The 11,424-nt window shown below is 43.6% G+C and carries 12 protein-coding genes; 9 read left to right on the top strand and 3 right to left on the bottom strand.

Translation table 11 applies throughout. The features are described 5' to 3' along the window. The 3 genes from Xinn_RS22655 to Xinn_RS07815 form a co-directional block, all read left to right on the top strand. Positions 1–1,327: phage tail fiber protein (locus Xinn_RS22655; RefSeq protein WP_422645971.1), on the top strand; the 1,327-nt coding region annotated here is incomplete at its 5' end. Positions 1,328–1,614: 287 nt separating this feature from the next. Further along, positions 1,615–1,929 (top strand): DUF1902 domain-containing protein, encoded by a 315-nt coding sequence (locus Xinn_RS07820; protein WP_086954064.1) that lies wholly within the window; start codon positions 1,615–1,617, stop codon positions 1,927–1,929. Positions 1,930–1,944: 15 nt separating this feature from the next. Next, the gene (locus tag Xinn_RS07815) at positions 1,945–2,235 is read left to right on the top strand and encodes a type II toxin-antitoxin system HicA family toxin (protein ID WP_086954063.1); all 291 of its coding nucleotides are present in this window, start codon (positions 1,945–1,947) and stop codon (positions 2,233–2,235) included. A gap of 788 nt (positions 2,236–3,023) precedes the next feature. Here the strand turns inward: Xinn_RS07815 and Xinn_RS07810 are convergent. Beyond that, on the bottom strand, positions 3,024–4,115 hold the full coding sequence (locus Xinn_RS07810) for a tyrosine-type recombinase/integrase (protein ID WP_086954062.1): 1,092 nt from the start codon (positions 4,113–4,115) through the stop codon (positions 3,024–3,026). A gap of 88 nt (positions 4,116–4,203) precedes the next feature. Here Xinn_RS07810 and dusA point away from each other — a divergent pair, with 88 nt between their 5' ends. After that, positions 4,204–5,241 carry a tRNA dihydrouridine(20/20a) synthase DusA gene (gene dusA / locus Xinn_RS07805; RefSeq protein ID WP_099137632.1) on the top strand — a complete coding sequence of 346 codons (1,038 nt, stop codon included), beginning with the start codon at positions 4,204–4,206 and terminating at the stop codon, positions 5,239–5,241. 38 nt (positions 5,242–5,279) lie between these two features. Here dusA and Xinn_RS07800 read toward each other — a convergent pair whose 3' ends face one another. Continuing rightward, positions 5,280–6,263 (bottom strand): quinone oxidoreductase, encoded by a 984-nt coding sequence (locus Xinn_RS07800; RefSeq protein WP_086954061.1) that lies wholly within the window; start codon positions 6,261–6,263, stop codon positions 5,280–5,282. Positions 6,264–6,530: 267 nt separating this feature from the next. Here Xinn_RS07800 and Xinn_RS07795 point away from each other — a divergent pair, with 267 nt between their 5' ends. Together Xinn_RS07795 and Xinn_RS07790 are read left to right on the top strand one after the other, a co-directional pair. Continuing rightward, positions 6,531–7,745 carry a tyrosine-type recombinase/integrase gene (locus Xinn_RS07795; RefSeq protein ID WP_086954060.1) on the top strand — a complete coding sequence of 405 codons (1,215 nt, stop codon included), beginning with the start codon at positions 6,531–6,533 and terminating at the stop codon, positions 7,743–7,745. A 130-nt stretch (positions 7,746–7,875) separates the two neighbouring features. After that, positions 7,876–8,160 carry a helix-turn-helix transcriptional regulator gene (locus Xinn_RS07790; RefSeq protein WP_086954059.1) on the top strand — a complete coding sequence of 95 codons (285 nt, stop codon included), beginning with the start codon at positions 7,876–7,878 and terminating at the stop codon, positions 8,158–8,160. Between the two features lie 176 nt (positions 8,161–8,336). On the opposite strand, the gene Xinn_RS21950 is transcribed toward Xinn_RS07790, so the two are convergent. After that, complete coding sequence (locus tag Xinn_RS21950) at positions 8,337–8,516, bottom strand: YlcI/YnfO family protein (RefSeq protein WP_086954058.1); 180 nt, start codon at positions 8,514–8,516, stop codon at positions 8,337–8,339. Positions 8,517–8,711: 195 nt separating this feature from the next. Here Xinn_RS21950 and Xinn_RS21945 point away from each other — a divergent pair, with 195 nt between their 5' ends. From Xinn_RS21945 to Xinn_RS07775, 3 genes are all read left to right on the top strand, one after another. Continuing rightward, positions 8,712–8,873 (top strand): hypothetical protein, encoded by a 162-nt coding sequence (locus Xinn_RS21945; protein ID WP_169923548.1) that lies wholly within the window; start codon positions 8,712–8,714, stop codon positions 8,871–8,873. Continuing rightward, entirely contained in the window at positions 8,866–9,276 is a 411-nt protein-coding gene (locus Xinn_RS07780) for a hypothetical protein (protein WP_086954057.1), read from the top strand. The genes Xinn_RS21945 and Xinn_RS07780 overlap by 8 nt, the downstream gene beginning before the upstream one ends. Before the next feature lie 3 nt (positions 9,277–9,279). Beyond that, positions 9,280–11,424 (top strand): toprim domain-containing protein (locus Xinn_RS07775; RefSeq protein WP_099137631.1); only part of this gene is annotated, 2,145 nt, incomplete at its 3' end.

The following is an 11,424-nucleotide window of genomic DNA, read 5'->3' as shown; positions in this document are numbered from 1 at the left end:
TGATAGAAGGTTAACCCGCCCTCTTTTTTCTCAGGAACACACGATGATTTACACACAAGGCACAATCAGTACCGTGTCCGGCTCGGCGTTTGTCCGGGGTACGGGCACCCAATTTAAAGACAACCTGAACGGCGTGGCACCGGGACAGGTTATTCTCATTCAGTCCGGCAGCAGCAATTTACTGCATATGATTCAGGCGGTGAACTCCGATACCGAACTGGTGTTGGCGGACAAGGCGACAGTTACCCTGAACAAGGTCACGTACCAAATCCAGACCACGGTGCCGAATTCCATCTCCGATGGTGTCCGGCATCTGGTGGCAATTAACAGCCATATCATCACGTTTCTCCAGAATATGGATAAATGGATGTCACAGAATGGCACGGTGGACGTCACGTTACCGAATGGACAGACGGTGTCGTTGCAGTCGATTAAAAAGATGAATGAGGCCATTGCACAGCTTAATCAGTCTATTGATAAGCGCCTCGAAAAAGCAAAAAATGGCGCAGATATTCCGAATAAATCGGAGTTTGTGCGTCATATTGGATTGAATGATGTACTGAAAATTAGGGATTATGGACTGGGTACCAATTCAATGAATACACAGTCATTAATGGGAGATACGAGGGACACTCAATATAATACAGGGTTTTATGGATACACGCCGAGCACTACCAATCAGGTGGGCAATCATGGCTCTATTATCAAAACTGCGTGGAGCCACAATAATTATCAAATGATTATATTACCCAACTACGGTAATACAGTGATGTATGTTCAGCGATGCGATAATGGCAAGCCGTGGGAAACATACACAGTCATGACCTCTAATATGTGGACAATTGATGGCAGCGGATATTATAAAAAATCCTCCCCTATCATTGAAATCCACCCTGACGGCGACTTTACCACTAACGACGAATCCGAAGGGGCGACGGTTACCAAATTAGATACCGGTCATTATCAGGTGTCCGGCGTACTGGGCTATAACGCCGATAAAGCGTGGGGGGTTCACGGTGGCATATCTTCCCCGAAAAACAACAACGGGCTGGAGCTTATCTACATTGATGACAAGGTGAACAAGGACGGCAGTATCACGATTGAGACGTTCCACCGTCAGCACAGTCACTTACCGGCACGCTTTCAGAACAAACGCATCAAAGCCCTGATTGACGGGGAGAAAGTGTACTATCAGGACGGTGAACCGTGTGATATTCCCGAAGGTTGCCGGTTAGACGTCCGTGTCCAGATGCCGGAAAACTCAGTGTGGAATTTGAAGCAGAAGGAGGCGACGGAGAGGGTTGCTGATGGTGAGCCACAGGAATAGTAATCAGAACAGGGGGCTATGTACCGTGCGAGGAATTTAAGGGTAAAGGTTATGGTTATGATAGGCATTAAAAACTGAGATAAGACTTATAAAATTAGTACCCGTTCCAAGTCACAGATGGCTAAGTCTTGGAGTCTTTTGATTATTTTAATCTATTTTACTGGTTAATCACACAATACAAAACAGTTTAAGATGTTGAAGTTAAGGCTCGAACAAACTATCATCACCTTAGACATATTTATCAATTTGATAACTATGTTTAATACCCCTACAGGAGATGACCTCAGATGAAATTACGTTGCATGGCTTATCAACAGGGTGATATGTATATTGCTGCCTGCTTAGATCTGTCACTGGCAGCGCAAGCTAATTCGATTGATGAGGCTTTTAGCAAACTTAAGGCTCAGGTAAGTGATTATCTTGAAGAGATTGCTGCTGAACCCAAATACGCAAAGCAACTGATGAATCGAAAAGCCCCCATATCTATGTGGCTTAAGTATTGGTATATCGCCTTTAAACTAAAAGTCAGAAGATCCTCTTATCTCAATAAAGAAACTATTTCAGTTAAGTTGTTTGATGAACAATGTGAGCTAGCCCGATAAGAGGTGTGGCGCAACATGATTTTTTATAAGCTAATACCACTCAAATATAGAGAAGTTGTAAGAGCACTGGCGAATTTGGGTTTTGAAATGAAACCAAAGAAGGGAACCTCTCATGAGCAATGGATCAAAAAAGAAGATGGACATAAATGGGTGGTTACAGTGGATAAATCTCATGCGCCATTTTCACGAGATCTAATCAAATCAATGGCAAAACAGGCGGGAATGAGCGCCAAAAGATTTCACTCCCTGTGCAAAGGCACGATTAGCTGTGATGAAGTTCTGGCTGATGGCCTATCGCGAGATTGATAAGTTGATTTACTGTACCCAACCCGCTCATGCGGGTTTTTTATGCAAGAAAATGTCGTCCTCATAACCCCCTGATCTCACCAGTCTCCGACTCTCTGACAGAAATAACCAAAATCAAACAGTTACACCAAACAGGAGAATCTTCCTCTTTTAACTCATTGATATTTAATCAGACGGCATATTTGCAGTCTGGTCGCAATTCAATCTATCCACCACTGATGGGCAGGCAACTCATTGATTCTTTCGAGGTCCTCACTTTGGGTTCTTCAGCATTGAGGGGATAAATTAAATCCGATAATCGGACTTTACTACTCTATCAAGAGGTGTGACCAAAACAGAAGCCTGAAAACAAGGGGTTAAGTCTTTTTGTCCAGCCCTTGCGCCCAAACAACATACTGAAAAACAGTGAGTTTATTCCTTTTGTCCAGCGCATAAATCAACCATAGGGGAAATCTCTATAGTTGCTATAGATGGCTCAGATTTGGAGCATCTTAAGATGGAATATCCCACCTTGGGTATTGGGATTTTCACAACACCTTTTTAATGACTGCATACGTATTACGTCCGCAGTCAGGAACCGGAAAGTAGCTATAACTTTAACATGTTGATTTTTATGATGGTTGAAATTCCAACCATCTTTAAAGGCGGGATATCCCGCCTTTTAACTCACTCTTCCGTTTGAAACGGAGCGATTAAGTACTGAGCAAGTCGGGGGTACGGAATTTCCCGATTTCAAATCGGAAAATACTTTTAGGTGAATTAAAGGGCAGGTTTCTGCCCTGTGGGGATTACTCTTCCTTTTGTTGCATAAGTTTATTGAACTTCTCGTGCAGTGATTGAGGATACAGCTCCGTGTAGACCTGCCATAATATATTGAGTGAACGATGTCCGGTAACTTGTGCCACTTCTTCAATTGAAAAGCCTGCCTCAAATAAACGGCTTGCTCCCTCTCTGCGTAGATCGTGATAGCGCAAGTCTTGAATGCCCAAAGCATTACGGACCCTTTGAAAGCCAGCAGTCACACTCTTGGGGTTGTAAGGGAATATTAATTCGCTTGTTTTTGGTTGGCGCTGAACAATCTCCCAGGCATCCCCCAGCAAAGGAACTGACATGTGATTACCTGTCTTTTTTCTTGGATCTTTCCGGTCCCTTACAGTAACTGATTTTTGTTTTTCATCTATATCATCCCACCTAATCTTGCATACCTCTCCGATGCGCATACAGCTCAGGATTGAAAAATTCAAAATTTCTTCATAGGGAATCTTCCCCTCTCTGTGGTTACTGCGTTTACGCAACCCTTCAATAAGCTTGTCAATCTCATCGAGCATAGGCCTTCTACTGCGGCGTTTAGATTTACCTATTAATCCCATTTGGAGCAATAAAGGTCGCGCTTCATATGCGGGATTTGAGACGTAATCTATGTTATAGATTGGTTTGGCTGATTTTAATACTGATGTTAAGTAGCTGACATCATGATTAATGGTTGAGGGAGTAATGCCTGTAGAGTGTCTTTGCTTGCAATACCCAATAACATGGCTCACTGATAATTCAGAAAGAGCTAATTTTGCTAAGTCACTATCCAAGAGCATATCTAACACATACTTTTTTGTTCTTCCTGCTTTCCCGCCCAGATCAGGGTCATTGATATACTTATGCAGTAGATCGCCAACTGTTAAATCTTCTGTATTATTTTGCGTGGGGACCCCGTTTTGCTCTAGTTCAGCTACCCGCATGGCACCCCATGTTTTGGCGTGGGATTGTTTTCCAAATGTGCGGTTCTCCCTGTAAATATATTTGCCTCCAGACTTGACACCAACGGTGCAACGGTAACGGACTGTACCATCTGCGCGAGGACGTTTTTCTATGCTATAGTAGGCCATCTTTGATGTTCTCCTGTTCAGGCCCCCATATTAATGGGGGTGCTGTTTGGGGTGCTAATAATCCAAAAATAGCCTAAAATGACCCGAAATGCACGAAAATATACAGACTCAAAAACATAGTAAATTCACTGTCATATCAACGGATGGCGGGAAATTCAAACCTTACCGCTTCTCCGTTGCGCCCATGCTTGACTGGACCGATCGTCATTGCCGATATTTCCATCGTTTGTTAAGTAAAGAAGCCCTGCTTTACACCGAAATGGTCACTACAGGTGCGATTATCCACGGTAAAGGAAACTATCTGGCCTATAACGAGCAAGAACATCCATTGGCACTGCAATTAGGTGGTAGTGAACCTCATGCGCTGGCACAGTGTGCGAAGATTGCGCAGGAACGGGGTTACGATGAAATCAATTTGAATGTCGGTTGCCCGTCTGATCGTGTACAGAATGGCCGTTTTGGTGCCTGCCTGATGGGAGATGCATTATTAGTCGCTGACTGTGTTAAAGCAATGCAGGATGTGGTGAGTATCCCGGTGACAGTAAAAACCCGTATCGGTATTGATGAACAGGATAGTTACGGGTTTTTGTGCGATTTTATTGATATTGTTGTGAAAAATAGCTTCTGCGATAGTTTTGTTATCCATGCGCGCAAGGCGTGGCTGTCGGGTTTGAGTCCCAAAGAAAACCGAGAAATTCCACCATTGGATTATCCACGGGTCTACCAATTGAAAAAGGATTTTCCACAACTAACACTTTCTATTAATGGTGGAATTAAATCGCTGGAAGAAGCAAAACAACATTTGCAACATGTGGATGGTGTGATGGTCGGTCGGGAAGCTTATCAGAACCCATCAATTCTGGCACATGTAGATCGTGAGCTATTTAATCAAAACGCTCAGGTGACGAATACGGTAGAAGCGGTTAAAGCACTTTATCCTTATATCGAACAGGAGTTGTCAAACGGTACTTATTTAGGCCACATTACCCGCCATATCTTGGGTATTTTTCAAGGTATTCCCGGAGCACGCCAATGGCGTCGTCATTTGAGTGAGAATGCGCATAAACCTGGTTCGGATATTATGGTTGTTGAAAAAGCACTGGAAATGGTAACAGAGCGGATGTGATCCGCCCGGGTTTTATCTGAATGATGCTTTAGCCAAAATTACGGGATTAATAAGCTGGAGCCGTGAGTTACCCGGCTTTCCAGTATCTGGTGTGCCCTCACTGCTTCGCTTAATGGAAACTTCTGGCTTTCCGGTACATCGACTTTAATTTTGCCACTGGCAATGAAATCAAATAGTATCTTGCTGGCTACTGCTAACTCTTCCGGCGTAGTGATATAACCGGTAAGAGAAGGGCGAGTAAGGAATAGTGACCCCTTCAGGTTGAGAAGCCCGATATCTACATCCTTTACTGCTCCAGAAGCGTTTCCGAAACTGACCATCAATCCTCTTGGTGCTAGAGAGTCAAGTGAATCCAGCCATGTAGCTTGCCCGACGGAATCATAAACTACATCAACTTTTTTCCCATTGGTAAGTTCCAAAACGCGTTCCACAATATTTTCACGGTTATAATTGATGGTCTGCCACGCGCCTGCGTTTTGAGCAAGACGGGTTTTTTCATCTGAACCGGCAGTGCCAATCAATTTTGCACCTAATGCTTTTGCCCACTGGCAGGCGATCAAACCGACTCCACCTGCTGCGGCATGGAACAGGAAAGTGTCTCCTTCCTGAATTTTATTTGTCTGATAAAAAAGAAAATAAACCGTTAGTCCTTTCAGAAAGGAAGCCGCCGCTTGTTCAAAAGAAATGGTATCTGGAAGAATAGCTAACTTACTGGCGGGGACATTATGTACTTCACTATATGCACCCAGACTGGATTGCGCATACACCACACGATCTCCAGTTTTGATGTGTGACACATTTGAGCCAACTTTTGTAACAATTCCGGCGGCCTCCATTCCTAATCCACTGGGAAAGCTCGCTGGCGGATAAAGGCCACTGCGGATATAAGTATCAATATAATTAATTCCGATGGCTTTATTTTCGACCTGCACTTCATCAGGCGCAGGGTCAGTTGGGACAAATTCACTAAATCGTAGTACTTCCGGGCCGCCGGTGGCGGAAAATATGATGTGCTTTGCCATGGTTGCTCTCTTATCATTTTGCAAATATTGGGAACAGCCTCGCACGTTTGCAAAGAAATCACTGCAAACAGCGTAAATGTATCTGAAATCATCGCAGACTATATATATTTACTTCGTGTCTTGAAGTTTGTCTATGATTATTATTTTTATATATATATCAAATGATTATTAAATTACTCAACTGTATGTTGTTACAGTGTTTATTGACGTTTCCTCACTTATGCAGCACACTATGTATAAACATTTGTATAAATATCTTGGGTGATCATGGCTGCCGAACTAAACAAGCTCAGTGATAAAAAACTTAAAAACCTGCACGGAAAAGAAAGGGATAATATTGAGTTTTTTGCTGATGGCGCGGGGTTGAGTGCCAAAGCATCTAAAGCAGGTGGTATTAGCTGGGTTTTTACTTATCGGCTTGATGGTAAAAAGTTAAATCGCCTTACCATTGGGCGCTATCCTGATATGCCCCTCAAACAAGCTCGTGAAACACGGGACAAATGCCGTAACTGGTTGGCGTCCGGTAAAGATCCAAAACTCCAATTTAACTTAGTGATGCAGGAATCATTAAAACCCGTCACTGTAAAAGACGCTATCGAATATTGGATAGAGCACTACGGCAGAGAGAATCGAGTGAATATAGGTACTCTCATTCTCCAATTAGAAAAGCATATTTATCCTTATATTGGTGAAATGGCATTGTCTGACTGTGAAACAATATATTGGCTGCAATGTTTCGATAGAATGAAAAATAAAGCTTCGGTGGCTGCTGGTTCTGTATTTCAACTGTGTAAGCAAGCTCTAAAATTTTGCCGAGTAAGACGGTATGCGATCAGCCATGTATTGGATGATTTAACTATTCAGGATGTTGGAAAAAAACAAAATAAAGGTCAGCGTTATTTAGAAGATAATGAGCTTGGTCAATTATGGGAATCCATAAATTCAGGTATTTACCTACCTTATTATAATAATATATTGAAAATAATGGTTGTATTTGGTTGCCGAACACGAGAGATCAGGTTATCGAAATGTTCAGAATGGAATTTCAATTCCATGTTATGGACTGTTCCAAAAGAAAATAGCAAAACAGGCGAGAAAATCATTCGCCCGATACCAGAATGTATGAAAGCATTTTTAGAGCATCTTGTTTATAAAAACAAGAGAAGTGATTACCTCTTAGGAGAATTTAAAAAACTTGAAGCAGTCGCCCAGTATGGCAGAAAAATATGGAAAAAATTAGAGCATGACGAGGATTGGTCTTTGCATGATTTAAGACGGACGTTTGCAACTAAACTAAATGACATGGGTATAGCACCACATATTGTAGAACAGCTTCTAGGCCACGCTTTGCCGGGCATTATGTCGATATACAACAAGAGTCAGTACTTGCCGGAGAAGCTGGATGCTTTAAACAAATGGTGTGAGCGGCTGGATGTTTTGGCGGGCACTGATGAAAATGTGGTTATATTAAAAGCAGTTTAATAATGAGAATGAATGCGTTTGATGGTGAGCATAGGCATTGTGATATATACGTAACAAATGTGGATTGATTTCTTAATAATTTCTATTAAGTAAAATACCTTCACAAAAACAATTAAACAGTGAGGGTAACATGACTATTCAATACAACATTCCGACACCTGAAGAACGCCGCTCTATTCTTTCCGAATATGGCGAACGTTATGATCGTCTGATCCGCGAAAAGGAACGCCTGCACATTACCTCTATTTCCAGAACGTCAGCGTGGAAACTGGAAAATGAAGGGCGCTTTCCTGCCCGCAAGCCATTAGGCCGTAATTCCTGTGCTTGGTTGCTCAGTGACCTGCTACATTGGGTACGTAATCCACCAACCGTAGAAAATATAAATAATCCGTATAGCCGTAAACCCACCAATTAAAAAATAAAATTATGGAAAAATTAACTGCCTTAATTGGTAGCGGTCAAACTCATTCTAAAAATAACTCGATTTTTGGCATAAAGGGATGTGATGGTAGATATTAGCTATAGAAATTATTTGAAATTAAATAGCCATCAATTTGAGAAATAACCCTCTTCAAGAGGGTTCGTTGATTATTATTCAGATGATCCTCTGGTTTTACGCTGGCGGCGTTTGATTTCGCCTGACATAGCCGAAATGATGAATTGCGCGGTGCTTTCGCCTGCTTCTTTTAATTGCTCCATTGAATCAACAAGCTCATGTGGCACACGGGCTTCTAACTTTTTTGATTTTGCGTTTACTGCTTTCGTTGCCATATCTCTATCCATTAGTAGTTGGTGGCTGACAGTATACGCAAAAAATATTCATAAAAAAGAATTGACGTGGCTGACACTTAAAAATACGATGGTGGCTGACACCTTAAGTGGTTCAGTGAATAAAAACAGCAACGCCCCGAAGTGCAGCAACACTATCGAGGCGTTTAACCACAACCGTTAATAGAGGTAACGATTATGGCTGGCATACAGCATACCCAAACTCGCCCTAAATTTACATGCTTAATTGCGTCAGGCAATCAATGCCTGATAGATATCCATGCCCAGCGCCTTATCACTGTTCTGGCGGGCATTTCCTCCCTGAGATCCGTTTATCGTCAGGAGGTGCGCCGTGGGTAAAAAAACACTTTCATTAAAACAGGCGGAGTACCGCACACAATTAGCAGCTTCTGTTTTCACGTTTATCCTCGAAAAGTCACCGGAAGAATGCACCATTGAACTCAATAACCTGATCTTGCTGGCGCGTGATATCAATCAGGAAATACAGCAGGCAATTTTGAAACATACACCACAGCCCTTGTTGATAACATTGTTAGGTTATGTGGTGAACAGACATCAGAAAGCGATACCGTTAGATCAAGCTATGTATCGGGCAGGGCTAGCCATATCGTTATTTGAGGTCATTCTTGACCAAATCGGCAGGGATTGTTCAGAAGAGCTGCGCGATTTGCTGGCGCTGGCCTGTGATTTTAACCAAGACGTCTATCACGCACTGTGTGCGGCTGTCTATGGAGAAGAATAAATCATGAGTCAACGCTCCTCACAGCCTAAAAACCCTACGGGAATCCGCCCGATAGACGTTATCCGAAGCGTGAAACAATCCGCCATGAATCACTGGCAAAGCCTGTTGCCAGCCTGTGGTGTTGATGTTCCGGCAAAGGGGAAGCATGGCGCTTGCCCGATATGCGGTGGAACTGACCGTTTTCACTTTATAGATGATAACCATCATGGCGATTGGCATTGTCGCCAGTGCGACCAGCCTAATCATGGCGATGGTCTGGATTTAGTGGCAAGAGCCAAAGGTATCACTATTCTGACAGCGGCTAAGCAGGTTGCTGATGTGCTGGCAATGCCGTTACTTGAACCGAAACCAGCGAAAGAACAACTCCGAACAGTGAAACCCATTGTAGAACGGGTCGCGGTGCTGGTGGAAAAGTCGATAAGGGGAGAATCTCAGTATCTGGCGAAAAAGGGGCTGTATTACTCCAATCAGCGGTTATTGCAGGATTCTCTATTGCTGGTAACGCAAACGCTGGACGGCACTATCACTGGCGCTCAGACCATCAAGCCGAATAGTGAAAAACGCCTTGTTTCCGGCACGAAGAAGAAAGGGAGCTTTATTCCGGTATCTGAACTTACCGGAACGCCGGACACCATTATTATTACCGAAGGTTATGCGACCGCGCTGACCGTCAGCCAGTTACATAATGGCGTGGTGCTGGCTGCCATTGATGAAAGTAATTTACTGAATGTTGCCGAATTGGTCAGAAAACAGTGGCCTGAATCGAAAATCATCCTTGCCGCCGATAATGATTGGCACTCACAAGGCGAACGGGACAAAAACGGCAAGCTTAAAAAGAATGTGGGAAAAATTGCCGCTGAGAAAGCGGCTAACGCTATCAATGGATGGGTAACGTTACCGCCAACGGAATATAAAGCCGACTGGGACGATTATCGCCAGAACCACGGAATAGAGGCAGCAAAACAGGCATTCGGCAACGGGTTATATCAGGTTAGGGAGAAAAAACTCATGGAAGCAGAAGCAGTAGTGAACCACGAAACGAAGTCCAAAAAGGCCACTAACAATCTGGCACAAATGGCAGCCAGTCAGCGCGGGGCATTATTGGTTGAGCATTACAAAAAAATCGCGGTACATTCTGAAAGCGAAGCAGTTTATCACTATAACGGCACGACATGGGAAACCCTTTCAGATAACGAGCTGCGTCGCGCAATGGTGGCAATTTTTGACCAGCACGAGACCCCGTACAGCCCAAACGGGATCAATAACGCTATTTGTGCCCTGAAATTGCAAATTCCGGTCATTGGCGAACAACAGTCGGATTTAATCGGGTTTCGTAATGGTGTGTATGCGTTATCAACACAAAAGTTTACCCCGCACCAACCGGAACATTGGCTCATGAACCATAATGGCATTGAGTTTACCCAGCCCGCTCTCGGCGAAAACTTGCCGGATCATGCTCCTGACTTTTATCGCTGGTTATCTCATGCGGCGGGGCAGAATGAAAACAAGATGAATCGTATCAAAGCTGCCCTGTTTATGATTCTGGCAAACCGTTATGACTGGCAGCTATTTATTGAGGTGACAGGCGAAGGCGGCAGCGGTAAAAGCGTGTTTACTTATATCGCTACCTTACTGGCGGGAGAACACAATACTGCCAGTGGCAATATGAGAGCGCTGGATGAGGCCAGAGGCCGATATCAGTTTGTCGGCAAGAGCTTAATTACGCTGCCCGATCAGGTTAAATATGTTGGTGAAGGGGCAGGCATCAAGGCGATTACCGGCGGCGACCTGATTGAAGTTGACGGAAAATATGAGAAGCAGTTTTCAACGATTATTAAAGCCGTGGTATTAGCCACCAATAACGAACCCATGAGCTTTACCGAACGTAATGGCGGTATTGCACGGCGGCGGGTGATATTTCCGTTTAATATTCCGGTCAAGGAATCAGAGAAAGATCCACAGTTGCCGGAGAAAATCAGTCGGGAACTTCCGGTGATTATCCGCCACTTATTAAAAGAATTTGCCGACCAGAATAAGGCTAAAAAACTGCTACAGGCGCAACGCGACTCGAACGAAGCGTTAACGGTAAAGAGTCATTCCGATCCGTTGTATCGCTTTTGCGGTTATCTGGTATCTGTCAATGATACA

Source organism: Xenorhabdus innexi (assembly GCF_002632485.1).
Taxonomy (GTDB): Bacteria; Pseudomonadota; Gammaproteobacteria; order Enterobacterales; family Enterobacteriaceae; genus Xenorhabdus; species Xenorhabdus innexi.
Note: the sequence above shows the minus strand (reverse complement) of the source record. Positions and strands in the feature narration are given on the sequence as shown.

Bases quoted from the DNA above. Each gene is read 5' to 3' on its own strand.
- Xinn_RS07815 (WP_086954063.1), top strand. From the start codon at position 1,945: ATGATTTTTTATAAGCTAATACCACTCAAATATAGAGAAGTTGTAAGA.
- Xinn_RS07820 (WP_086954064.1), top strand. From the start codon at position 1,615: ATGAAATTACGTTGCATGGCTTATCAACAGGGTGATATGTATATTGCT.
- Xinn_RS07790 (WP_086954059.1), top strand. From the start codon at position 7,876: ATGACTATTCAATACAACATTCCGACACCTGAAGAACGCCGCTCTATT.
- Xinn_RS07795 (WP_086954060.1), top strand. From the start codon at position 6,531: ATGGCTGCCGAACTAAACAAGCTCAGTGATAAAAAACTTAAAAACCTG.
- Xinn_RS07800 (WP_086954061.1), bottom strand. From the start codon at position 6,263: ATGGCAAAGCACATCATATTTTCCGCCACCGGCGGCCCGGAAGTACTA.
- Xinn_RS21950 (WP_086954058.1), bottom strand. From the start codon at position 8,516: ATGGCAACGAAAGCAGTAAACGCAAAATCAAAAAAGTTAGAAGCCCGT.
- Xinn_RS21945 (WP_169923548.1), top strand. From the start codon at position 8,712: ATGGCTGGCATACAGCATACCCAAACTCGCCCTAAATTTACATGCTTA.
- dusA (WP_099137632.1), top strand. From the start codon at position 4,204: ATGCACGAAAATATACAGACTCAAAAACATAGTAAATTCACTGTCATA.
- Xinn_RS07810 (WP_086954062.1), bottom strand. From the start codon at position 4,115: ATGGCCTACTATAGCATAGAAAAACGTCCTCGCGCAGATGGTACAGTC.